19 protein-coding genes are annotated in these 24,526 nt (G+C 67.2%); 11 read left to right on the top strand and 8 right to left on the bottom strand.

What is annotated here, in order from left to right:
- The first annotated feature begins 315 nt into the window (after positions 1 to 315).
- Positions 316 to 1,158 (top strand): hypothetical protein, encoded by an 843-nt coding sequence (locus ACFWUP_RS21690; RefSeq protein ID WP_379236976.1) that lies wholly within the window; start codon positions 316 to 318, stop codon positions 1,156 to 1,158.
- Here ACFWUP_RS21690 and ACFWUP_RS21685 read toward each other — a convergent pair whose 3' ends face one another.
- From ACFWUP_RS21685 to ACFWUP_RS21660, 6 genes are all read right to left on the bottom strand, one after another.
- Positions 1,159 to 2,184, bottom strand: a complete 1,026-nt coding sequence (locus ACFWUP_RS21685) for an SCO2521 family protein (RefSeq protein ID WP_379236974.1) — start codon at positions 2,182 to 2,184, stop codon at positions 1,159 to 1,161.
- Between the two features lie 2 nt (positions 2,185 to 2,186).
- Positions 2,187 to 3,182 (bottom strand): SCO2522 family protein, encoded by a 996-nt coding sequence (locus tag ACFWUP_RS21680; protein WP_379236972.1) that lies wholly within the window; start codon positions 3,180 to 3,182, stop codon positions 2,187 to 2,189.
- Positions 3,183 to 4,118 (bottom strand): SCO2523 family variant P-loop protein, encoded by a 936-nt coding sequence (locus ACFWUP_RS21675; protein ID WP_379236970.1) that lies wholly within the window; start codon positions 4,116 to 4,118, stop codon positions 3,183 to 3,185.
- Positions 4,115 to 5,959: an SCO2524 family protein gene (locus tag ACFWUP_RS21670; protein ID WP_379236968.1), complete on the bottom strand. Its 1,845-nt coding sequence runs from the start codon at positions 5,957 to 5,959 to the stop codon at positions 4,115 to 4,117. The genes ACFWUP_RS21675 and ACFWUP_RS21670 overlap by 4 nt, the downstream gene beginning before the upstream one ends.
- A gap of 162 nt (positions 5,960 to 6,121) precedes the next feature.
- Positions 6,122 to 7,603: an MFS transporter gene (locus tag ACFWUP_RS21665; RefSeq protein ID WP_379236966.1), complete on the bottom strand. Its 1,482-nt coding sequence runs from the start codon at positions 7,601 to 7,603 to the stop codon at positions 6,122 to 6,124.
- Positions 7,604 to 7,771: 168 nt separating this feature from the next.
- The gene (locus ACFWUP_RS21660; RefSeq protein ID WP_379236964.1) at positions 7,772 to 8,443 is read right to left on the bottom strand and encodes a FadR/GntR family transcriptional regulator; all 672 of its coding nucleotides are present in this window, start codon (positions 8,441 to 8,443) and stop codon (positions 7,772 to 7,774) included.
- Between the two features lie 208 nt (positions 8,444 to 8,651).
- Between ACFWUP_RS21660 and ACFWUP_RS21655 the strand changes: the two genes are divergently transcribed.
- From ACFWUP_RS21655 to ACFWUP_RS21625, 7 genes are all read left to right on the top strand, one after another.
- On the top strand, positions 8,652 to 9,797 hold the full coding sequence (locus ACFWUP_RS21655; RefSeq protein WP_379236992.1) for an MFS transporter: 1,146 nt from the start codon (positions 8,652 to 8,654) through the stop codon (positions 9,795 to 9,797).
- A gap of 326 nt (positions 9,798 to 10,123) precedes the next feature.
- Complete coding sequence (locus ACFWUP_RS21650) at positions 10,124 to 11,569, top strand: nitrate/nitrite transporter (protein ID WP_379236990.1); 1,446 nt, start codon at positions 10,124 to 10,126, stop codon at positions 11,567 to 11,569.
- 30 nt (positions 11,570 to 11,599) lie between these two features.
- Positions 11,600 to 14,149 carry a nitrite reductase large subunit NirB gene (gene nirB / locus ACFWUP_RS21645; protein WP_379236962.1) on the top strand — a complete coding sequence of 850 codons (2,550 nt, stop codon included), beginning with the start codon at positions 11,600 to 11,602 and terminating at the stop codon, positions 14,147 to 14,149.
- Between the two features lie 63 nt (positions 14,150 to 14,212).
- Positions 14,213 to 14,593 (top strand): nitrite reductase small subunit NirD, encoded by a 381-nt coding sequence (nirD, locus tag ACFWUP_RS21640; protein WP_379236960.1) that lies wholly within the window; start codon positions 14,213 to 14,215, stop codon positions 14,591 to 14,593.
- Entirely contained in the window at positions 14,590 to 15,831 is a 1,242-nt protein-coding gene (locus ACFWUP_RS21635) for a uroporphyrinogen-III synthase (protein WP_379236958.1), read from the top strand. The genes nirD and ACFWUP_RS21635 overlap by 4 nt, the downstream gene beginning before the upstream one ends.
- Entirely contained in the window at positions 15,825 to 16,565 is a 741-nt protein-coding gene (locus ACFWUP_RS21630; RefSeq protein WP_379236956.1) for a sirohydrochlorin chelatase, read from the top strand. Before ACFWUP_RS21635 ends, ACFWUP_RS21630 begins: the two co-directional genes overlap by 7 nt.
- A gap of 222 nt (positions 16,566 to 16,787) precedes the next feature.
- Positions 16,788 to 17,525, top strand: coding sequence for a hypothetical protein (locus tag ACFWUP_RS21625; RefSeq protein WP_379236954.1), 738 nt, complete (start codon positions 16,788 to 16,790; stop codon positions 17,523 to 17,525).
- On the opposite strand, the gene ACFWUP_RS21620 is transcribed toward ACFWUP_RS21625, so the two are convergent.
- Together ACFWUP_RS21620 and ACFWUP_RS21615 are read right to left on the bottom strand one after the other, a co-directional pair.
- Positions 17,501 to 17,743, bottom strand: a complete 243-nt coding sequence (locus ACFWUP_RS21620) for a helix-turn-helix domain-containing protein (protein WP_379236952.1) — start codon at positions 17,741 to 17,743, stop codon at positions 17,501 to 17,503. The genes ACFWUP_RS21625 and ACFWUP_RS21620 overlap by 25 nt on opposite strands.
- The gene (locus ACFWUP_RS21615) at positions 17,731 to 18,456 is read right to left on the bottom strand and encodes an AraC family transcriptional regulator (RefSeq protein WP_379236950.1); all 726 of its coding nucleotides are present in this window, start codon (positions 18,454 to 18,456) and stop codon (positions 17,731 to 17,733) included. Before ACFWUP_RS21615 ends, ACFWUP_RS21620 begins: the two co-directional genes overlap by 13 nt.
- A 125-nt stretch (positions 18,457 to 18,581) precedes the next feature.
- Between ACFWUP_RS21615 and ACFWUP_RS21610 the strand changes: the two genes are divergently transcribed.
- The 3 genes from ACFWUP_RS21610 to ACFWUP_RS21600 are packed head-to-tail and all read left to right on the top strand — an operon-like array spanning position 18,582 to position 24,487.
- Complete coding sequence (locus tag ACFWUP_RS21610; protein ID WP_379236948.1) at positions 18,582 to 19,535, top strand: NAD-dependent epimerase; 954 nt, start codon at positions 18,582 to 18,584, stop codon at positions 19,533 to 19,535.
- 48 nt (positions 19,536 to 19,583) lie between these two features.
- A complete protein-coding gene (locus ACFWUP_RS21605; RefSeq protein WP_379236946.1) occupies positions 19,584 to 23,813 on the top strand; it encodes an amino acid adenylation domain-containing protein in 4,230 nt (1,409 codons plus the stop codon).
- Complete coding sequence (locus tag ACFWUP_RS21600; protein WP_379236944.1) at positions 23,810 to 24,487, top strand: DUF6875 domain-containing protein; 678 nt, start codon at positions 23,810 to 23,812, stop codon at positions 24,485 to 24,487. Before ACFWUP_RS21605 ends, ACFWUP_RS21600 begins: the two co-directional genes overlap by 4 nt.
- The last annotated feature ends 39 nt before the right edge of the window (positions 24,488 to 24,526 follow it).

Here is a 24,526-nt window from a genome sequence, read left to right as displayed (position 1 = left end):
AGTGGGCCGAAGGACGCCGCTATCTGGGCTTGGACATCCTCGCCAAGAGCCGCCTCACGCTGCTCACCGATACCGGAAACGAGGTGAACGAACCCGCCCTCGAACTCAGCGCCTGACCCATTGAACCGAAGGATTTGCGTTACACCACTACTGGGGACTTGACCGCGTGAGCACGACGAACGGTATTTCGGTGATGACGAACCACGCGACATACTGGTCTACAAGATGCACCGTCTATCCGGACCCCCGGCTGACAATAGCGAAAACGGTTACACTGGAGCCTGATTCGACTATGTGTGACGCGGGGGTAATCCGATGCCGGGGGGCAGTGCGCAGCCATCGCAGGACGATCCGATCATCCAGGATATCGGTGACCGGGCATTGCGCTACACCCAGAAACTCGATTCGCCCGGGGTCGCGGAAACCGACGTGCTCGATGACCTGGACGCCACCATCGAAGCCATACTCGACCGCCCGGAACTGCTCAAACTAGGGCGGCAAAGCAATCGACTGCGGTTCGACACCGTGTACGCGAAGGTCCCGAACGCGGTGCCGGGCGAGGACGAGGTGTGGCGTAAGCCCCTGATCGCCGGGCTGATCGCCGCCGAAGTCGAATTCCGTGGACCACTGCGGCTGAGCCCAACCCAGAACGCCTTGCTCGCCGCGCAATTCGAGGCGCTGGCCATCGCGTTGACTCACCGCGGGACGTCCGCGTACGCAGTGCGTGAATTGCCCGCGCACGCGGTCCGTGCCTGGGGTGCCGCCGTGGAGTTGCACCGCCGCGCCAAGGATGCCGGGGCACAGGATCGGTGTGCGTTGGCGTTGGCGCGAGTCCGTCGCCGCACCTTCGCGCCGGGCTGGCGGCGTGGGGTCAGCGCGGCCTCGGATCTCCTGTGCGGCTACGGGTATCGGCCGTTCTGGCTGCTCGGCTGGGTTGTCGTGCAGATCCTCGTGTGCACCGGCCTCAGCCTGGTGTGGGCTGGAAACACGCTGTGGACCGACATCATCTACCTGGGTGTGCTCAATCCGCTCGATCCGGGGGACGCCGACAACCTGGCCCCGCAAGTGCGTGTCCTGTTCGCGGTCGAGGCGTGGCTGGGTGCGGTCTCGATGTCGGTGTTCTTCGCGCTGCTGGTCCGCCGCTGGTTCCGGGTGTGATCACCAACCGCCAGGCGGGTTCTCACCACGCGCGGCGTAGTACGTCGCCACCTCGATCCGGCGCTGTACCTGCTGGATTCGGGCCGTCCACTGTTTGGAGAAGTTCGCCGCTGCCTGTAGATCGCGCCACGGTGCCCGCATCGCCGCCGGGACCTGTGCTCCCGGCATCCACAGGTGTGTCAGATGTTCGAGCACCGGGGCGAGTGCAGAGACCTGCCGCCCGGCGGGTGCGCCTTCGGCCGCAAGCACTTTCGCGTCGATAACGGTCAGCAACCAGTCGTGGACGGCGACGTCCTGGCAGAACCGCACGGCGTCAGGGAGATCCGCCGCTTCCCGCACCGTGACCCGCAAGGTCCTGGACAGCTCGTCCTCGATGCGTAGCGACACGGCGGGTCCGGTACTGCCGCCGATAGTGGCGGTCCACCGCAGCCGCGTGGTCGGCGCCCGCAGCGGCGGTTGGTGATCCAGCAGCGGCGAGGCATGCAGCGCATCGAGACGCCGGGCGGAAATCGAGGCGAGATCGAGGGTGTTGGGGCCGGGCGGGGCGAAATGACCTGCGGCCAATTCCTTGTCGGCGATCGCGTGGTCGGGCAGGTCGCCGATCACTTCGGTCACCCCGACCTGGCTGATGTAGTGCGACCACGGCCTGCGCTTCCGCTGCGAAGCCCGCACCACGGTGGTGTGCGCGGACAGCTGTGACAGCCGGCTACCGACCAAGATCGCGGTCGATTCCACCGTCCCCACCGCGCGCACGGTCGTCGTCGTACCCCAGCCCAGATGGCAGTCGACGCCGGTCGCATGACGTGGTGAAAAGGCAAGTGGACCAGGACGTTCGCGACGCAGAACGGTCGCGCCGGCAACCGTGGCCAGCAGGTCGTCGGTGGCCGGCCCGTCCAGGGTCACCGAATGTGGCAGCAGGCAGGTGCGGATCTCGCCGAGCACCACGAGGGGCGTCGGCGGTCGTGACGCAGCGCGACGCGGCAGAGATGCCGTACGGGAGGGGTTGCCCACCTCGGGGCCCGTCATGGTCAGGCCCCGTCGATCAACAGATATCCGACGCGTTCGACCACTGTGGCCGGCACCAGCACGTGCTCGGCACTGCCCTGGGCCGCGACCTGCGCGGCGACATCGTTGTCCGGTGCGAGATGGTCGAGGATGACCCGCACCGCGGACTCGATCAGCAGGTAGCGCTTGGGCAGCAGCGATAGCGTCCGGTAGGCCGTGAACGGTGCCGCGTCCGGATTGAGTCGAATCACCGGTGGTAGATCCGTCCAGCGGTCCGGCCACTCCCGATCCGCGGGCCACGACTGCGGATCGACCACTGGCGCACCGTGATAGCGCAGCATGCCGAGGCGCAACAGCTGCCACACCGCGGTCAGGAACGGGCACGACCAGCGCCGCGCCTCGTCCCGGTCGTGCCAGAGCTCCACGTCGAGGAATATCGAATGTTCGCCGCGGCCGTATTCCTGCGGCGGCCGATACGGCTGCGGATGCATGGCCGGGCGCGACGAACTGTTCTGCTCCCGACGCCCGTTACACAGCCAGCCGAATTCGGCGGTCGGTGGTCGGCGGCCGTTGGCGACTTCCTCGTCCTCGGGCTGGGCGATGAGCCGAGCAGCCACCATCTCCGCGACCGGGATCGGTGCGCCGACGGCCACCCCGCCCGCGAACATCGGCGCTTGGTGACAGGCCGATTCCCTGGCCAGATAGTCGATGGTCAAGCCGGCGTCGGCGGCGGCACCGAGTAGCCGGTCGAGCACGTCGGCCGGTGCGAAGCGGGGTTGGAAGTAGTCGTCGGTGAGGTAGCAGGTACTCACCCGGGTGTCGGGGCCGAATTCGATTCGCGCCGACTCGACGAACGCGGCGACCAGCGGGACCGCGCGTCGGAACTGCGCGCGAACGAGGTCGGTGTCGTAGAGGATTTCCTCGTGTCGGAAATGGCAGATCTCGATCGATAGGTGAGCCATGGGGAGCGGTGCGATAACCGATTCCTCCGACGCCTCACGATAGGTTGGTGAATTCATCTACTCGATATCCCAAGTCGCCGAATCGGTAAGCCGCCGAGCCAGATCCGTGTACGCCTCGACAGTCGCCGGATCGGCGAGCCGGGCGTTCACGTCGGCGTCGAGGATGAGCTGTTCGCGCCACTGCAGCATCGGCTCGATCGGTGTCTGCCCCAGCACCATGGCCGCGCCTAGGCCCTCGGCCATAGCCAGTTCGCGCAGCGCTTTGGACTGCTCGTTCAGCCAGGCCGCCTGGGGCGGATCCACCGTTCGGGTCCAGTCCGACGCGGCAACTGCCGTGCGCACGCACCGCACGGATGCCAGCAGTTCCTGGCGGTCGTGCTCGAAGTGCCCGCCGGTCTCGAGCAGCCCGTGCGATCCGTACACCAAGCCGCCGGCGGCCAGCACGTGCTGGCGCGTCCATCGGTGGAACACGAGCCAGCGGTGCGCGCGGTGCGCCAGCATGGTCGAGACGGTGGCCCGCAACGCGATCTCCAGGGCGACCGAGCGGCCGGCGCTGAGATCGACTATCACTACGGCGAATTCGCTCAGGAGCTTGGCGAGCAGCGTGACGGCGCGCGCCACGATGGTGTCGTCACAACCGAATTCGGCACCCCCCACGTCACCGGGCAGCAGCACCAGCTGTCCGGCTCCTGGCGCGGCGCGACGCAGCTGGGGGCGGTCCGTTTCGCGGTCGACGATCAGCCGCCGCGGCTCGCCGGTCTCCCCGAGCAGATACGAATGCAGCCCGCGGCCCTCGGTGGTGCCGCGTTCGGCGTGGCCGATCTCGAATAGTGCGCCCGCCGTCGGGGACCCGAAATCGAAGTCGACATAGGCGATATCGAGGCCACGCAGACACAGCCGGTAGGCGACGTTGCAGCTGGTGACCGAGCGTCCCGTGCCTCCTTTGTCGGAGGTCGCAAAGACCAGCATCGGGTCGGTGCCCTGGGTGCTCATCGGGTGGCGTCCTCGCGGGCGTAGGCGAGCGCGTCGAGCCGCCTCAACGCTTCGGCCGCCAGTGCCTCTGCCGTGTGCGGCCGTTTGGTCTGGATGCTCGCAGCTCGGTCGAGTAGCTGCTGGATCGCGGCCAGCTCCTGGAAGCGCGGCGAGTACTCGGCGTCGGTGACCTGGAGTAACTCCTGATTGAGCAGATGCTCGGTCTCGCCGATCTTGCCGATCGCGGCGTTCACCATCGTCTCGGTGGCCAGCGGCGGTCGAGTGTAGGTGATGTGCGCGACGACCAGACACTCCATCATGCGTTCGGTCAGAAACCACGATGGCGCGGCGTCTGCGGTGTCGCCGTCCGGGCCGAGGTTGTCCCACAGGCCCGCCGAACGGCCCCCGGTGATGGCCCGATTCTGCATGTGCTCGAGGGCTGCGGCGGCCAGGTCGAGCAGCTGTTCGCGGGTACCCACATCGCGTGCCAGTCGAGCGGCCTGCAGACTGCGCTTGAGCAGCAATGTCGTGAAGTCGCTGACGTGATAGCCCAGGATCGGGCCCGCATCGATGGCCTCAGATCCCTTGAGCGTCAAGGTGATTCCGGGATAGTGCAGCAGGGCGGCGGGATCGTCGGGGATCTCGCGGTGGATGATCTTGCCTCGCCGTGCCAGCTGGCGCAGGACCGCGACGGTGCGTGCCAGGTCGGTGGTCGACTCCCGTTCCAGCAGTTCCTGGATGAGGAAAGCCGTCACGGCCAGGCTGTCGTAGTCCGACTGGTTCCCGTCCGACGTGCGCCATGGCAAGTCCTCGAGTGGCCAGCGTCCGGTGCCGAAGCGCGAGATCGTGGACCAATAGCGCTGGGTCAGTTCCGCGCGACGCTTGAGTGATTCGGCCAGCAGGAGTTGATGTGGCTCGAACAGGTCTGATTCTTGGGTACGTTGGGAGTACAGGTCTTTGATGCCGTCGAGCGCGACGAGGGTGAAGTAGAGGGAGGGCTCGGCGACCGCGAAGCCGGGTTGGGTCGCGATCCGGCCGCTGAATTCGGCAAGGTCACCGGCATTTTCGTCCACCCCCCACGCCCAGCCGCATTCGAAGGCCCGGTTGATATCGCGCAGGTCGATATCGAGGGAATGGCCGTTGCGCACGTCGAGTTCGGCCTGCACGCGGATCTGCTCGAGCGCGGTGGACAAGTCGGCGATGACATCTCTGACCGGTGCGCCTGTTTGGTTGACCAGCTTCAGGATCTCCTGACCAGCCGGGGAGGAGAAGTGCGGTGTGTGGATGACGAAACTTCGGATCAGACCACCCATCGCGGAGGTCAGCCGGGTGCTCACCCGGGGAATCAGCGCGTCGACGTGCTCGCTCAGCCGCTGGGCCTCGCGGCGCACCTCGTGCACCAGGTACCGCTGCAGTCCTCGCAGGAAGCGCAGCGACGCGATGCACAGACTCAACGACATCGCATAGGAGTCGACCACTTCGAGTTCACGCTGCGTCGCCGATGGCTGCCCGAAACCCACGTTGCGAAAGTAGCTGCCGCCCGCGAATATCGGCTCCCCGCTCGCGTCGGTATAGGTATCGAAGAACTGCTCGATTTTCGTCACCAGGGTGCCACCGACCTGGATGTCGTCGCCGAGCACTGCCATCACCGCGGCGATGTCGTCGGCGGTCGCGATGCTGTCCGGGTCGAGGGCGAAACCGGCCAACTCGGTCGCCGGATACAACAAGCACATCAACTGCTCGGCGTCGCTGATCGAATTGCGTCCGTCCCGTCCGCCCCAGACCCAACTGCCATCGCGGAACGAGGTGCGCAGGTGCGCGCGCCACAGATCCAGAAGTTGTTGCCGCGGTCGAACTCTCATCGATACCCCCTACGTACCACTGCCCTTTCAGTGTGGACGCTCGACCACGTTCTTGTCATCGGTTGTGCTGGAATGCGTTTCGATGTTCACCGGCAGTCGAGACAGCCGAAAGCCACGTTCGGGAGGGGTTCCGAACGTGGCTTTCGGCTGGGAGGGGGTTGGTCAGACGTTGGCGTAGGCCAGGGAGGGGATCTTGTCGGTGACGAAGGAGGTGCGCAGGTAGCACCACCAGGTGACGCCCGCCATCACCAGGAACGCACCGGCGTAAGCCCAGAAGGCGGGCGCCATGGTGCCGAAGTTGATGTTGGACAAGCGAAGTGCCTGCTGCACGATGAACCCACCGAAGGCACCGACAGCGCCGATCACGCCGATCGCGGCACCGGCCTGACGGCGAGCCGAAGCCTGCGCCTCGGTGATCTCCAAGCCGTGTTCGGCGGCGTACTTCTTGGCGGTGGCGCCGAAGATCGAGGGGATCATCCGGTAGGTGGAGCCGTTGCCGACGCCGGTGAGCACGAACAGCAGCAGGAACGCGGCGAGGTAGAGCGGGAAGCTCTTCATCGACAGCGCGACCATGATCAGTGCGACAGCGACAGACATACCGGTGAACACGATCACGGTGATGCGAGCGCCACCGACCTTGTCGGAGATCCAGCCACCCACCGGCCGGCTGAACGAGCCGACGAGGGCGCCGAGGAAGGCGAGGTTGCCGACCATGCTGATCCAGCTGATCGAGGCCAGGTGCGGGAAGTTGGCCTTGATCAGGGTCGGGAAGGCGAAGGAGAAGCCGATGAACGAACCGAACGTGCCGATGTAGAGGAACGACATGATCCAGGTGTGCGGGTTGGTCAGCGCCAGTTTGTAGGACTTGCCGTCGGCCTTGGCGGAGACGATCGAGTCCATGTAGCGCAGCGCGCCGAACGCGGCGACCAGGATGAACGGCACCCAGACCAGGATGGCCAGGGTGATGCCGAACCGGTAGCCCGCGGCGTCCTTGGCCAGCAGGTGCGTGCCGAAGGTGATCAGCAACGGCGCGACCAGCTGGGTCTGCGCCACACCGAGGTTGCCGCCCGCGGCGTTGATGCCGAGCGCGGCGCCCTTCTTGCCTTCGGGGAAGAAGAAGGAGATGTTGGCCATCGAGGACGAGAAGTTGCCACCACCGACACCGGCGAGCGCGGCCAGCAGCAGGAAGACCCACATCGGAGTGCCGGGCTGGTTGATGAAGAACGCGAGCCCCAGCGTCGGGATCAGCAGCATGCCCGCGCTGAAGACGGTGAAGGCTCGACCGCCGAACTTGGGGACCGCGAAGGTGTAGGGGATGCGCAGGGTGGCGCCGACCAGGGTCGGCACCGAGGTCAGCAGCAGTGCGTTGGCGACGGCGGTCGGATTGCCCTTGCCGAGGCCTTCGAGGAAGGTGAAGCCCGCGGCGCCCATCGCGGTGACGATGGAACCGAACAGCACCCAGACGCTGAAGCCCAGGTTCTCGGCGAAGACGGAGAACCACAGGTTCTTCTTGGCGGTCTTCTCACCACCCGATTCCCAGAATTTCGGGTTGTCGGGTTCCCACTGGGTCAGCCATCGACCCTTCTTCTCATATTCGAACGACGGAGATTCCGTCGCCTGGCCGGTGGCGGCGATTGCGGTCATCGGCTTCCTCTCGATCGAGCGCTTATGCGGTGTCGAGATAAAGGTAGAAGCCGGTTGTTGCGTGACAATGGCCTCAGGTGACGTTCCCGGCAACTACGGCTCACCGCGCGAATTCCCTGGTGGTGACCGCCCGGTTACCTGGATTTAGGAACTGCGCTCTTTCGCAGCTCAGCGGTCCGGGTATTCGGCGATGAGCGAGGAGAGGAAGCAGTTCGCGGCCTGCACGGCCCGCTCGGCGTCGCCGTCGATCACCGCCTGCACGAGCTCTTCGTGCTCGGTGTCGTAGGCGTCGTCGGATTTCGCCGTTCGCGCGTGGATCACCTGTTCGATGATCGGCAGCAGCGAATCGTAGAACTCCAGGTATACCGCGTTGTGGCTGGCGACGACGATCGCACGGTGCAATTCGACGTCGGCGGCGATGGCCACCGGGTCGGCGTGGGCCCAGTTGCGGTTGCTGCGTTCGGCGAGCAGGCGGCGCAGGTTGGCGATGTCGGTGTCGTCGCGGCGGCGCGCGGCCAGGCCCGCGGCGGTGGTGTCGAGCGCTTGGCGCAGCTCGAGGATGTCGCGTTCGTGCGCGTCGGCGAAGTACTTGCCCAGGGTGCCGCCGACTTCGGAGGTGGCGATCACATAGGTGCCCGAGCCTTGCCTGCGTTCGAGCATGCCCGCGTGCACGAGCGCCTGGACGGCCTCGCGCACGGTATTTCGCCCGGTCCCGGTGAGCTCGGTGAGCTCGGGTTCGGTGGGGATCCGCTGGCCCACCGGCCAACGGCCGGAACGGATCTCGGCCCGAAGCTGCTCGGTGACCTGGGCGATGAGGCTGGTACGCCGGACGGGTTGCACGTCGCAAGAGTACCGCTGGTCACAAACCATTGCCCGGATCATCGGGTCATCCTATGATTTCCGAGTGCCGCCATTCCGTGAATTTCAGCCAGGCGCCGGGTCGACCGTGGTGGGAGACCGGCGGGATGTCGTCGACCCCGTCGACGCTCCGGAGATCACTCGGCGGTCTTTGATCGAAGGCCGTCTGCTCGTGCTGGCGGCCATTGTCATGTCGGCGCTGACGTTGCGCGCCGCGGTCACCGCGTTCAGCCCGCTTGCCGAGAAGATCGGCGCCGAGATCGGGTACGGGACCGGGATCGTCGGGGTGTTCGGCATGTTGCCGACCGCCATGTTCGGTCTCGCCGGGCTCATCACGCCGATGATCGTGCGGCGGTTCGGGCTCGAGAAGACCGTGTTCGTGGCGATGCTGCTGGCAGGCACCGGATCGCTGGTGCGGGTGTTCTCAACCGGGACCAGCGAACTGCTGGTGTTCTCCGGGGTGGCGCTGCTCGGTATGGGTATCGGCAATGTGGTGATTCCGCCGCTGGTGAAGCGGTATTTCGGCGATCACCTGGCTGTTATCAGCTCGCTCTACATCGTGATGGTGCAGCTCAGCACTGTTGTTCCCGCGTTCGTCGCGGTCCCGGTCGCCGAGGCACACGGCTGGCGGATCTCGATGGGTGTGTGGGCGATGATCGGTTTCGCGGCCGCGATTCCGTGGTTCGTCGTGCTGCGCGGCCGACGTGGTCGCGACACGGTCGACACCACCGCATTGCCCGCCGAAGCGCCCGAGACCGGCAAGGTGTGGCGTTCGCCGGTGGCGTGGGGGATGGCGGGCATGTTCGGCATGACCTCGCTGACCACCTATGCCATGTTCGCCTGGCTGCCCAAGATCCTGTCCGACGCGGGCGCCAGCGCCGGTTTCGGCGGCAGCATGGTCGGCTTGTTCGCCCTGATCGGACTGGTCGGCGCGTTCGGCGCGCCCGCCGTGGTCTCCAAGATGCGTAATCCGTTCCCCGTCGTGGTCGGCTGCATGGTGCTGTTCACGACCGCGTTCATCGGCCTGCTGGTGGCGCCGATGCACCTCACCGTACTGTGGATCGTGCTGCTGGGTCTCGGCCCGTCCACCTTCCCGATGGCGCTCACGCTGATCAACCTGCGTACCCGCACCCCCCAGGGCTCGGCGGCGCTGTCGGGCTTCACCCAGGGCGTCGGTTACGCGATCGCCTGCACCGGCCCGCTGCTGTTCGGCATGCTGCACACCTGGACCGGCGGCTGGCTGGCGCCTTTCTGCCTACTCTTCGTCGCCATCGGCGTACTCCTCGCCGGCGCCTGGCAGGCCTGCAAACCGCGCACGCTCGAAGACACCTGGTGATCTCGCGAGAACATCGGTAACTCATCGGGTACGGGCTGACGCAATGAAATTCTCACCGTCGGCCGCCCGCCGAAGTGCGGTGCGCGTGACTCTGGCCTAAAGTCGCTGAGAGGAGGCGCAGCTCACACCCTCACGGGTGAATATCCCGATTTCTTGCTGCTTCCTTACGCGCGGAAATCGTTGCGACACATGCCCGAAACAAACGGGCTGATCTCACCTCTCTGACTGGAGGGAGGTGAGAAACCGTTGATTCAAGCGACATTTCCCGCAGCATTTCGGCAATACCCATTTCCTACCGTTGGGCCATCGCACTTTTGGGAGGCCCAATCTTGAGCACGCTGAAGCGGAACCACGACATCGAGCACTGGGATGCCGAAGATGTCGCGGCCTGGGAGGCCGGCGGCAAGGACGTAGCCAAGCGCAACCTGATCTGGTCGGTGATCGCCGAGCACATCGGATTCTCCGTGTGGTCGATCTGGTCGGTGATGGTGCTGTTCATGCCCACCGACAAGTACGGCATCGACGCGGCGGGCAAGTTCTTCCTGGTCGCCATGCCTACGCTGGTCGGCGCGTTCCTTCGCATTCCCTACACCGTCGCCACCGCCCGTTTCGGCGGCCGCAACTGGACGATCTTCTCCGCGTTCCTGCTGCTCATCCCGCTGCTGCTGACGCTGTACTTCATCAACCAGCCCGGCACCTCCTACAGCACGTTCCTGATCGTGGCGGCGTTCGCCGGCTTCGGTGGCGGCAACTTCGCCTCCTCGATGACCAACATCAACGCCTTCTACCCGCAGCGCCTCAAGGGCTGGGCGCTGGGCATGAACGCCGGTGGCGGCAACATCGGTGTCCCGGTGATCCAGCTGCTCGGTCTGCTGGTGCTGGTCACCCTCGGTGCCGACTACGCCTCGGTGATCTGCGCGGTCTACCTGGTCCTGGTCGGTCTCACCGCCGTCGGCGCCGCCTTCTACATGGACAACCTGACCAACCAGAAGGCCGACATGTCCTACATGGTCAAGGCTCTGCGCGTACCGCAGTCCTGGGCCATCGCCTTCCTCTACATCGGCACCTTCGGTTCGTTCATCGGCTACAGCTTCGCCTTCGCCCAGATCCTGCAGATCAGCTTCAAGGCCGGTGGCGACACCGCCACCCAGGCCGCCATCCACGCTGCGTCGATCGCCTTCATCGGCCCGCTGCTCGGTTCGCTGGCCCGCCCCTACGGCGGCAAGATGGCCGACCGCATCGGTGGCAGCAAGGTCACCATCGCCACCTTCGGGGCCATGATGGCCGCCGCGCTGATCGTGATCACCGCCTCCTCGATGGCCGACAACAACAAGGGCATCGCCACCGGTTCGACCATGACCCTGCTGGTCGCGGGCTTCATCGCCCTGTTCATCCTGTCCGGTTTCGGCAACGGTGCCGTCACCAAGATCATCCCGTCGGTCTTCGAAGCCAAGTCGAAGAGCCTGCCGCTCTCGCGGACCGAGCAGGCGGCCTGGTCGCAGAACACCGCGGGCGCCCTGATCGGCTTCGTCGGCGCGATCGGCGCCCTCGGCGGGGTCGGCATCAACATGGTGCTGCGCAGCTCCTACTCCAGCACCGCGTCGGCCACCACCGCGTTCTGGGTCTTCCTGGCCTTCTATGTGGTCTGCGCCGCCGTTACCTGGACGGTCTTCCTGCGCCGTCCGCGCCTGTCTTCCGACTCCGATGTCGTGGTCGAGGCCGAGTCCCTGGTCCTCGAGGCCGAAGCATCCACCCCGTCGGCTCGCGGCTGACGCCCGACCACTACCAAGGAGGTCACTCTCATGAACAGCACTCGCAAGACAGTGGTCGTGGTCGGCCACGGCATGGTCGGACACCGTTTCGTCGAAGCCCTTCGCTCGCGTGACGAGGCAGGCGTGTGGCAGGTCGTCATCCTGTCCGAGGAGAAGCTGCCCGCGTACGACCGCGTCGGCCTGTCCTACTACGTCGGCAACTGGAACGCCGACGACCTGGCCCTGCCGGGCAACATGTACGACGGCGACCCGCTGGTCGACCTGCGACTGGGCCAGCGCGGCGAGTCCATCGACCTCGAAGCCAAGACCGTCACGTCCACCAGCGGTGACGTGATCGCCTACGACGCCCTGGTCATGGCCACCGGCTCCTACCCGTTCGTGCCGCCGGTCCCCGGTCACGACCTGCCCGAGTGCTTCGTCTACCGCACCATCGACGACCTCGACGGCATCCGTGCCGCCGCCGAAGCGGCCGGTCCCGGCGCGCACGGTGTGGTCGTCGGCGGCGGTCTGCTGGGTCTGGAAGCGGCCAACGCGCTGCGCCTGCTCGGCATGACCCCGCACGTCATCGAGTACAACGGGCGCCTGATGCCCGCCCAGGTCGACGCCGGTGGTGGCGCGATCCTGGAGAAGCTCGTCACCGATATCGGCCTGAACGTGCACACCGGGGTCGGCACCGCCAAGATCGTCTCGATCGAGGAGGAGGGCGCCGACAAGGTCACCGTGCACCTGTCCGACGAGGCCGAGATCAAGGCTTCGCTGGTGGTGTTCTCCGCCGGTGTCCGCCCGCAGGACGCCCTCGCCAAGGCCTCCGGCCTCGAGATCGGTGCCCGTGGCGGCATCCTCACCGACCTCGCCCTGCAGACCTCCGACCCGAGCGTCTACGCGATCGGTGAATGCGCCGCGATCGAAGGCGTCTGCTACGGCCTGGTCGCGCCCGGTTACACCACCGCCGAGATCGTCGCCGACCGCCTGCTGGGCGGCGCGGGCGAGTTCCCCGGTGCCGATATGTCGACCAAGTTGAAGCTGATGGGCGTCGACGTGGCCTCCTTCGGTGACGCGCACGGTGTCACCGAGGGCGCGCTCGAGGTCGTGCTGCACGACGCGGCCAAGGGCACCTACGCCAAGCTGGTCGTCTCCGACGACGCCCAGACCCTGCTCGGCGGCATCCTGGTCGGTGACGCCAGCCAGTACGCGGCCCTTCGCCCGCTGGTCGGTCGCCCGCTGCCTGCCGACGCCGCCGCGCTGATCTCCCCGGCCGGCGCCGAACTGGGCGCGGACTCGCTGCCCGACGACGCGCAGATCTGCTCCTGCAACAACGTCAGTAAGGGCGCGATCTGCGGTGCGATCGCCGAGGGCGCCTGCGACATTCCGGCCGTCAAGAGCTGCACCAACGCGGGCACCTCCTGCGGTGGCTGTGTGCCGATGATCAAGAAGCTCCTCGAGCAGTCGGGCGTCGCGGTCTCGAAGTCGTTGTGCGAGCACTTCTCTCAGTCGCGGGCCGAGCTCTACGACGTGGTCGCCGTCACCGGCATCCGCACCTTCTCCGAGCTGATCGCCAAGCACGGCAAGGGCTCGGGCTGCGATATCTGCAAGCCGACCGTGGCCTCGATCCTGGCGTCGACCTCGAGCGACCACATCCTCGAAGGCGAGCAGGCCGCGCTGCAGGACACCAACGATCACTTCCTGGCCAACCTGCAGAAGAACGGCACCTACTCGGTCGTGCCGCGCATGCCCGGCGGTGAGGTCACCGCCGACCAGCTGATCACCATCGGCGAGGTCGCCAAGGAGTTCGGCCTCTACGTCAAGGTCACCGGTGGTCAGCGCATCGACCTGTTCGGCGCCCGCGTGGAGCAGCTGCCGCTGATCTGGAAGCGCCTGGTCGATGTCGGCATGGAGTCCGGCCACGCCTACGGCAAGTCGCTGCGCACGGTGAAGAGCTGCGTCGGTTCCACCTGGTGCCGCTACGGCCAGCAGGACTCGGTCGGCATGGCCGTGTTGCTGGAGAAGCGCTACCGCGGCCTTCGCTCGCCGCACAAGATCAAGCTGGCCGTCTCGGGTTGCGCGCGTGAATGCGCTGAAGCCCGCGGCAAGGACGTCGGCGTGATCGCCACCGAGAACGGCTGGAACCTCTACGTCGGCGGCAACGGCGGCCTGACCCCCAAGCACGCGGTGCTGCTGGCCGGTGAGCTCGACGACGAGACCCTGATCAGCTACATCGACCGCTACCTGATGTTCTACATCCGCACCGCCGACCGCCTGCAGCGCACCGCGCCCTGGCAGGAAGCCCTCGAGGGTGGCTTCGACTACCTCAAGGCCGTCATCCTCGACGACAGCCTCGGCATCGCGGGCGACCTCGAGGCCGCCATGGCCAAGCACGTCGACGGCTACAAGGACGAGTGGGCCGCGGTCCTCGAGGACGAGAACAAGCTCTCGCGCTTCGTCTCCTTCGTCAATGCCCCTGACGAAGCCGACCCCACGATTTCGTTCGACGACAGCGGCGAACGCAAGGTACCAGTGCTTCTCGGTCTCCCCGGCATGCCCGTCGGTGTTGCTTCGGACACAGCACCGGCCGGGAAATAAGCACTTAACGCTGCGGAAACAGGGCGCCTGTACCAATAGGTAAGGCGTTCGGAGGAGGAACCGATGACCGTTATCGACACACCCACCATCACCACCGAGACCGCGACCTGGACCCAGGCCTGCCGTCTCGACTTCCTGATCCCGGGGCGCGGCGTCGCTGTCCTTCTGAAGGGCGGCCGTCAGGCGGCTCTGTTCCTACTCTCCGACGGCACGCTCGCCGCCGTCGGCAATATCGATCCGTTCGGCCGGGCCGCGGTGATGTCGCGCGGCATCGTCGGTGATCGTGGCGGCGTCCCCGTCGTCGCGTCGCCGCTGCTCAAGCAGGCTTTCTCGCTGATCGACGGCCGTTGTCTCGACGACGAGTCCATGTCCCTGCCGGTCTACGCGGTACAACTCGACGGCGGCGTCGTCGCGGTCTCGAACGAGCCGGTGCCGACTCCATGACATCTCCGACCGACACTGGCCCCTGCCTCGCAGGCTTCACGATCGGCGTCACTGCGGCTCGTCGCGCCGAGGAATTCAGCACCCTGCTCACCCGCAGGGGCGCGACCGTCACGTCCGCGCCGGCGATCCGCATCATCCCGCTGGCCGATGACACCGAGCTCGAACGGGTCACCGAACTGCTGATCGCCGATCCGCCGCAGATCACCGTCGCCACCACCGGCATCGGTTTCCGCGGCTGGATGGAAGCGGCCGAAGGCTGGGGTCTGGCCGAGGTCCTGCGCGACACCCTCGCCTCGACCCGGATGCTGGCCCGCGGTCCCAAGGCCAAGGGCGCCATCCGCGCCGCCGAACTGCGCGAAGAATGGTCGCCCGCTTCGGAGTCCTCGGCCGAGGTGCTCGATCATCTGCTCGCCGAGGGCGTCGAAGGCGTCCGCATCGCGGTGCAGCTGCACGGCGCGACCACCGAATGGGAGCCGGTTCCCGATTTCTGCGAGGTGCTGCGTTGCGCGGGCGCCGATGTGGTTCCGGTGCCGGTGTACCGGTGGGAGCCGCCGTCCGATCGCGGTCCGATGGACAACATGATCGACGCGATCATCTCCGGCAGCCTGGACTGCGTCACCTTCACCAGCGCGCCCGCCGTGGCGTCGATGTTGATGCGCGCCAAGGAAACCGGGCTCCTGGAGTCGGTGCTGCATGCGTTCCGTGGCCGGGTGCTCGCCGCCTGCGTCGGGCCGATCACCGCGGCTCCGCTGGAAGAACTCGGCGTGCCGACCACGATGCCGGGCCGGGCCCGCCTCGGTGCGTTGGCTCGCCATGTGGCAGAAGAACTTCCGCGTCGCGCCAGCCGGATCTACGCGGCCGGTCACCTGGTCAGCGTGCGTGGTGGGTGTGTAGTCGTCGACGGTGAGGTGCGTCAGTTGGCGCCCGCGCCGATGGCGTTGATGCGTTCGCTGGCTCGTCAGCCGGGTCGGGTCGTTTCGCGTGAAGACCTGCTGGCCGCGTTGCCCGGTGGCGGTGACGACACCCATGCGGTGGAGACCGCGATCGCGCGACTGCGGGCCGGCCTGGGGACTCCCAAGGCGATTCAGACCGTGGTCAAGCGTGGCTACCGGCTCGCGCTGGACGCGGCCGACTGCTCCGATACGCCCGTTGCGCGTCCGGCCGTGCAGCCGCCGCATGCTGCGGGGATCGGCACACCCGCTCGGTCGCCCAGGTCTGCCGCGATGGGGACGTGGTGAGCGCCGGGGCGCCGGGGGAGCCGGCTCTGGTGCTCGTCGCGCACGGGACGCGTAGTGCGCGTGGCGTGGAAATGATTGCGGCGCTTGCTGATGCGGTGGCCGCCGAGCTCGGCGTCGCTGTGTCTACCGAGCCTGCGCTGCGGACCGCCTTTGTCGATGTGTTGGGGCCTTCGCCTTCGGAGGTTCTGCGGGATATCGATGGGCCCGCTGTTGTCGTTCCGGCGTTTCTGGCCTCGGGTTATCACGTGTATCAAGATGTTCCGCGTGAAGTTGCCGAGAGTGGGCACTGCGCTGTCGCTGTGACCGAGGCGATGGGGCCGGATCCGGCTCTGACTCGGGTGATGGGGATGCGGTTGCGGGCTGCCGGGTGGAAGCCCGGTGACGCGGTGGTGTTCGCCGCGGCCGGGTCTTCGGATTCGCGTGCGCGGCAGGATGTTCGGCGGGCTGCGGGGATGCTTGCCGAGCAGTTGGGGGTGCCGGTTCGGATCGCCTACGTGGCTACAGGGACGCCTCGGGTGCCGGAAGTTGTTGCTTCGCTTCGTGAATCGGGTTCGGAGCGGGTGTTCATCGCTTCTTATCTGTTGGCGCACGGGCTTTTTCATCAGCGGTTGCACGATGCCGGTGCTGATGGGGTGGCTGAGCCGATCGGCGTGCATCCGGGGGTTGTTCGGTTGATTGTCGATCGGTATCGGTGTGCGGCTCGGGAGTTGGTGGGGCAGGCTTCTGGGGTTTGAGTGGTCCCAGGCAGGTTTGACGCTGTGTTTGTTGGAGCGCTGGCGCGCTCGAGTCGCGGCCCCGAGGGGCCGCGACCGGCCACTTCGTGGCCGCTGCTCCCTATAGGTCGCAGGTGGTGGGTGGGTTGTGCGGTCATGGCGGATCTGGGGTGTACGAGGTGGTTGGGGGTGTGGTCGTGGTGGAGGGCGCGTTAGGGTGGGGTCTCGATGAAGGGGAGTTCGATGTCAGATTCGTCCGCAGGTCAGGGGTATTCGTCGCAGGATGATGGGCTGACGTCTTATCCGCAGAATTCCGCGTCGGCTGACCGGATTCCACAGCCGCCGATGCCACAGGCGTACGGGCAGCCGATGCCTCCGGCGTATGGGCAGCAGCCTTCGGCGCCGATGGGGGCGCAGCCGCCTTACCCGGTGGCGCCGTATCCGGTGCCGGGTGGTGCCGCGCCGGGGGACGTCGTGGCGCGGGTTGTTCCGCAGAGTGTGCAGATCGCGTTCTACCTGATGCTGGCGGGCGCGGTGGTGACCCTGCTCAGCATGGCTTACTCGCTCACCACGATCGACAAGGCCCGCAGTGATGCGCTCGATGCGTCGGGTGGTGCGTTGCGGGGCGACGAACTCGACTGGGTCGTGTACGGCAGCATCGGTGGTGCGCTGGTCGGCGCGCTGATCACCGTCGGGTTGTGGGTGTGGATGGCGTTCGTCTGCCGGGCGGGCAAGAACTGGGGACGGATCACCGGGACGGTGTTCTTCGGGATCAACGCGCTGTTCTATGTCGTCGGTACGGTGGTGGGGTTCGTCGCCTCCACCATCGGGATCGAGCTGGTGTTCGGCACGGTCACGTTGGCGATCGGTCTTGCCGCGGTGATCCTGTTGTGGAACAGCAAGTCCAAGCCGTTTTTCGCACCACAGCCGCCATACGGCTACCAGCCTTACCCGGGCTATCCGCCGATCGCGCCGTACTGAAAGTTCGCGCGATAGGTGCTCGGTGGGACGCCCAGCTGGCGAACCATGTGCTGGCGCAACGACTCTGCCGATCCGATCCCGCTGTACCTGGCGACCTGATCGATCGGCAGTGTGGTCGATTCCAGCAGTTCACGGGCGCGATGAATGCGCTGGCTCAGCAACCACTTCTGCGGGCTGAGGCCGGTTTCGTCGTGGAATCGGTGGGTCAGGGTGCGCACGCTTGTTCGTGCGTGTTCGGCGAGTTCGCGTAGTGACAGGGGAGTGTCGAGGCGTTCGAGCGCCCACGCCCGGGTGGCCGAGAGCGAGAGGTCGTCGTCGGCGGGTAAGGGCGTGTCGACGAATTGGGCTTGGCCGCCTGCCGCACGGGTGTCACCACCGCTGCGCGTGCGGCGGCATTGGCCACGGTGGCGCCGTAGTCGGCTCGAATCAGATGCAGGCACAGGTCGATTCCGGCTGCCGCGCCCGCCGCGGTGGTCACCGGTCCGTCCTCGATGAACAGGGCGTCGACGCGTACTCGGACGAGCGGATGCGCCTTGGCCAGTTCGTCGGCCAGGCCCCAGTGGGTGGTCGCGGTGCGGCCGTCGAGCAGCCCGGCCTGGGCGAGGACGAACGCCCCACTGCAGATCGAGGTGACCAAGACGCCGCGGTCGACAGCCGCGCGCAGCGCCTTCAGGGTGACCGGGTCCGCATCTGTGCGACTGCCGGTGCTCGGCACGATCACCGCGTCGGCGGCGTCGAGGACGTCGAGCCCGTGCCGGATCACCACGTCGAATCCGCCTGGAGTGGAAGGCAATACCCCCGGCTCGGCCGTGCAGACAACCACTCGATAGGCAGGTTCGCCATCGACCATGACCCCACCCATCAAGGTCTCCGGCATCGACAGATCGAACGACTTCACCGGCGGGACGGCAACCACCGCGATGGTCTTCATGGCCTGATCCTTGGGATAGCTGGCATTCCGGCCACTAGTCCAGCCGTCGCGCGAACGGCATCGTTGTGTGTGCGGCCAGAACCTGGCCGGCATTCCGAAATCTGTTGTTGCGAAGGGGAATCCGTATGTCGACTCATGTAGTGATCGGCCGGGGCGCCACCGCTACCGCCACCGCGCTGTTGCTCGCCGAAGCCGGGAACCACGTCCGGATGGTGAGCCGAAGCGGGCTCGGCCCCACGCATCCCAACGTCGAACTGATCGCTCGCGATGCCAACGACACCCGCGCCCTGACCGCCATCGCGACCGGCGCGACCACCGTCTTCAACCTGGCGATGCCCGCGTATCACACCTGGCCCGAGACCGTTCCGCCCCTGTTCGGTTCGATTCTCGCGGCCACCGAAGCTGCCGGCGCGGACCTGGTGATGCTGGGAAATATGTACGGCTACGGCCCGGTCGACAGTGTCGTCCACGAAGACACCCCGCTGGCCGCGACCGGCAGCAAGGGCTCGGTCCGGGCCAGGATGTGGACCGATGCACTCGCCGCGCACAAGGCAGGCAGGGTGCGTGTCACCGAGGTACGCGCGGGTCAGTTCCTCGGTGCGGGCGCAGTCTCGGTGTTCTCTCTGTTCGTGCAGTCCGCCGTCCTGGCGAACACTGCGGCCAGGGTTCCGCAGGAACTCGACCTCGCGCATTCGTTCACCGCGATCGGTGACGCCGCGGCCGCGTTGGTCGCGGTCGCGCGCGACGATCGGTCCTGGGGGAGGGCCTGGCACGCGCCGGTGATCACCACCACCGTCCGCGCGGCGGCGAACGAACTCGCGGCGCTGGCCGATGTCGCGCCGCCCGAACTCGCGGTGCTCACCGACGCGGAGATCACCGAACTCGCCGCCGAGGATCCGTTCTGGGCCGAGCTGTTCGAGACGAAACACCTGTCCCATCAGGAGTTCGTCGTCGACGATTCGGCGGTGCGTGACACCTTCGGCCTCACCGCGTCGACGCTGGACGCGGTGCTCGCCGAGGTGGTCGAGGCCGACGCGGCCGCGCGAGTATCCGTGCCCGACGCGGGGTCGATGCCGTAGGTTTGCCGGGGAACCAGTCAACGGTTGCTCCGAATCCCGGGAGGCCCGGTGCGGCAAGGCGAGGGTGGTATCGGCGCGGTGGATGCCGTGACGGCGGCCGACGCTGTGCCGATTCCCTTGTCTCCCGGGCAATTACGCTGGTGGGTAGCTCATCAGCTGGCCCCGGATGTTCCGGCGACGATCGCCCTGTACCTGGACTTGCGTGGGTCCCTGGACATCGGGCGCCTGCGTACCGCGATGCGCTCGGCGGCAGCGCGATTGCAGTCACCGCATGTGCGGATCCGACTGGTAGACGGCACGCCACACCAATACCTCGACCCGACGGTCTTCGGAGAACTCACCGAGGTCGACCTCACCGTGTCGGCGATGCCGAGCACCGATGTCGGCACCATTGCGTTGTCTCGCGGGCACGACGATGCGGGCGTCGACGCGTTGTCTGGTGAGCACGTAGATGCTGGCGCCGAATCGATGTCGCGCGCGGATGTAGGCCCCGAGGTCGGCGAGGCGCTGTCGAGGATGGAGGCGGACCGGCGAGCTCGGCTCGACCTGTGCGCGGACGCGATCACGGTCGCGATGTTGTTCAGGGTGGGTCCCGAGCGGTGTCTTCTCTATCTGCGCAGCCACCACCTGGTGCTCGACGGTGTCGGCGCGGCGGCGCTGTTGCGACTCGCGGCCGAAAACTATTCGCAGGGAACCGATATCGACCCAGGCTCGGTGTTGTCGATCGAGGGCTTGGTCGAGTCGGATGGGGCTTATCGCACTTCCGCCCGTATGGTCGCCGATCGGGAGTTCTGGGCGAAAGAAGTTGCGGGGCTACCTGATCCGATCGGGCTCGCCGGCATCTCCGCACCCGCGTCGGCCTGCCCGCATCGGGTGTCGGCCTGTCTCGACGAGCGCACCGCTGACCTGCTGACCGCCGCGCGAGAGCGCTACGGCGCCAGCTTCCCGGAACTGACCGCCGCGGCTTTCGCCGCCTTCCTGGCACGAATGTCGGGCGCCGACCAGGTCGTTCTCTCGCTGCCGATGGCCGCTCGGCCCACCGCGGCTCTACGCCGCTCGGCGGGTTCGGTCTCCAACGTCGTGCCCCTGCGACTGCGCGACCTCGCCACCGCCACAGTCGAAGACCTGGTCGACCAGGTGCGCTTACGTGTGATCGGTGCCCTGCGCCACCAGTGCTACCGCTACGAGGACATCCAACGCGACCGCGGCGAAACTCACTTGGCCCGTGGCGGATTCGGCCCCGTCATCAACCTGCTCGGCTTCACCGCACCGTTGACCCTCGGCGCCGCGACCGGCCACGCCCACCTCCTGAGCCTCGGCCCCGTCGAGGACCTCCTCGTCAACGGCTACCAACTCGGCCCCGACAACACCACCGTGACGATCGACTTCCAAGCCAACCCGGCCCGCTACGACCCCGCCACCCTGGCCTGGTACCACGGCTTGTTCCTCGACTGGTTCGCCACCTTCCTGGCTGCCGACCCAACCCATCCGATCCGCGACCTGGCTCCTGAATCCGCAGCCCCCGGCCACGCGAGTTCGTCCGCCGTACCCGCTGCCGACCGCGGCAGCCACTCGGAATGTGGCCGGGTGGCAACAACTTCGACCCTGGGCGAATTGTTCGGCCGGTTCGACGGGGAAGACAGCGTCGCGGTGGTCGACGGTGGCAGGTCGATGACGTATCGGGAGCTAGGGGAGTCGGCAGCGCGCTGGGCGAGGCTGCTCATCGCGCACGGAGCCTCGCCGGGATGCCCGGTCCTGACCGCGATACCGAGGTCACTCGAGTCCGTGCTGGCCGTGCGCGCCATCGCGGCGGCCGGTGCGTGCCTGACACCGATCGATATCGGCGACCCGAGCGAGCGGATCGCGCGTGTCGTCGCCGGTTCCGGGGCGGTACTCGGGCTGACGACGCGTGCCGCGAAACCTGCGGTCACCGGTCGATCCGCTGACCCCGCTGCCACTGTTGGCTTCGCTGACCGTGCTGGGGGCGCCAACCCGGCTGATCGTGCTCAACGTGCAGACCCCGACGGACCCGGAGTTGTCTGGCTGACCCTCGACGATCCGGAGACTCTGGCGCGGGTAGCCGACCAACCCTCGGCTCCCATCACCGACGCGGACCGTGGCGCCCGCTTGACCGCCGCCCACTCCGCCTACCTGATCCACACCTCGGGCACGACAGGCAAACCCAAAGGTGTTGCGGTAACTCACCGAGGCCTCGGCCCGCTGACAGAACACCTCCTCGACCGATACCGCACGCTGCCGAATTCAACAGTGCTGCACGCCCATTCACCCGCATTCGACGCCCACCTGCTGGAGCTCCTCGCTGCGTTCGCCGCAGGAGCACGCCTGGTGGTCGAACCGCCCACAGTTGTCGCGGGCGCCGACCTGGCCGACCTGATCGTGAAACACCGGGTCACCCACCTGCTCACCACCCCCGCCGTCCTCGCGACCCTGCGCCCGGACGAGGTGCCGAGCCTCGCGGTAGTGGTCGTCGGTGGCGAGGCCTGCCCACCGGAACTGGTCTCCACCTGGGCATCCCGAGTCCACTTGCACAATGGCTACGGCCCGACCGAAGCCACAGTGATGGCCACCCAGTCCGCACCGCTGGTAGCGGGGGAGCCCGTGACCATCGGTGCACCCCTGCCGGAAGTGCGGGCGCTGCTGCTGAATTCACGACTCACGCCGGTCCCAGCCGGTGCCCGCGCGGAGCTGTACCTCGGCGGGCCTTGCGTAGCGCAGGGCTACATCAACGATCCCGTCAGCACCGCAACACATTTCGTGGCGGACCCGAGAGGTACCGGCGAACGTGTCTACCGCACCGGCGATCTCGTCGGCCCCCGCGCCGACGGCGGCTACGAATTCCTCGGCCGCATCGACACCCAACTGACCGTCCGAGGCCGCCGCATAGAACCCGCCGAGGTGGAAACAGCCCTGCTCGCCGACCCGACAATCGCCCACGCGGCAGTCGACATCGCCGACCCCGGCACCCCCGCAGCGCGCCTCATCGGCTACATCGTCGCGGCCCGAGTCCCCTTCGACAGCGCGGCAGCCCTCACCCGCCTGCGAACAGTCCTCCCCGCGGCGCTGGTCCCCGCCGCCTTGATCACCCTCGACCACCTTCCGCTGACCCCCAACGGAAAACTCGACCGCGCCGCCCTGCCCGCACCCCCCGTCACCGCCTACCGCGCCCCGCGAACCCCACTCCAACACCTGATCGCCACCACCTTCGCGACGGCCTGCCACCTCGACGCGGTCGGCGCAGACGACGACTTCTTCGCGATCGGCGGCAATTCGCTGACCGGCGTGAGCATTTCGGCACAACTGGCCGAGTCGACGAACACTCCGGTGACAGTCCGCTGGCTCTACACCGCCCCCACGGTCGCCGCCCTCGCGCACCGCATCGAGACCTATCGAACCGACGCAGACCCGGGCGCCGATGCCCTGGCCACCGTCCTGCCGCTGCGCACCGGCGGTCCCAACCCACCCCTGTTCTGCATCCACTCCGCAGTCCCCCTGGCCTGGTGCTACACGGGCTTGGCCCACCACATCACCGACCGTCCCGTCTACGGCTTGCAAGCCCCCACCCTTTCGGCACCGGGAGATAACAGATTGCCGGACAACGGTTCTGGCGATCACCCGCAGCCAACCGCGCTGACCGTCGACTTCCTCGCCGACACCTACGCCACCGAAATCACCCGCCTACAACCCACCGGCCCCATCCACCTCCTCGGCTGGTCCCTCGGCGGCCAACTCGGCCACGCCACCGCCGTCCGCCTCCGCGCCGCGGGCCGCGACGTAGCCACCCTCGCCATGCTCGACAGCGTCGTCATCCCCACCGAAGCCGACCCGCCCCCGCGACCCCGCATGCGCGACCTCCTCACCCACCTGCTCGGCGACGAACCCGACGACGCAGACGCCCTCCCCGACCTGTCGGCCGACCAAGCAGCCGCCGAATTGGCCACAGCGGGAGCAACTCTCGGCCAAGGCCTCACCGCGGAACAACTGACGAACCTGCACGAGGCGTACGCCGATGGCGTCCGCCTCTCGCACGGCTACCGCCCCGCCCGCTTCGACGGCGATCTCCTCTACTTCTGCGCGACCCAGGGCATGACCGCCTTCCTCGACGCCCAGATGTGGCGCCCCTTCGTCACCGGCCGCCTCATCGAACACCCCGTCGACACCACCCACGCCCAGCTCACCAACGCCGACGTCGTCGCCCACATCGGCCCGATCCTCGACCGTCACCTCCGCGAAGTCGAAACAGCTACGGCCACACCATGACCCAGCTCCGCTCGACAATCGGCCGACGCACCGCCACCACCTGGTGGTGCGCCTACGACGACCCGGCCCGCTGGTCCGCCGAACACCCCCGCACCGCACCCCTGCTCGACTGGTTCGCCGATACCCTGATGCGCCACGATCCGGCGCAGGGCCGCCCGGGCCCCGTCTGCCCCTTCGTCAAACCCGCTGCCGCACAACACACCCTGTGGATCGCCGAACCCGCCGACACCGTCGAGATCACCCAGACCATCGATGACGCCTTCGACCTCTACCGCACCCTCGACCACACCCCGGCGGTCCTCACCGTCTTTCCCGACCTCGACGACACCGCCCGCATCGACGCCGCCCACGCCGCGCGCAAGAGCGACATCGTCGCCGCGGGCGCCATGCTCGGCCAGTTCTATCCCGGCTGCCCGGTCGCGGGCCTGTGGAACCGCGACTACCGCCCGCTGCACGCCCCACTGCCGATGCTGGTGATCCGGCCGATGATGAACACCGATTTCCCGTTCCTCGTCGGCAAACCGGAATGGCTTTCGGCCTATCTCGCCCGCCACGCGCCCGGGCTGCCGCGCAAGCTGCGCGCCACGATTGCGGAGCGGATGCACGAGCCGGAAGCGGGACCCGCCTCGATCACCGACCTGCGCGCACATTTTCCGGATGAACTCGCGCAATAGGGACACGAACCGCGTAATGCCGGACATTAGCGGGGTCAT

It is taken from the genome of Nocardia sp. NPDC058658 (genome assembly GCF_042716665.1).
GTDB lineage: Bacteria > Actinomycetota > Actinomycetes > Mycobacteriales > Mycobacteriaceae > Nocardia.
This window is presented reverse-complemented; position numbering and strand designations above follow the sequence as displayed.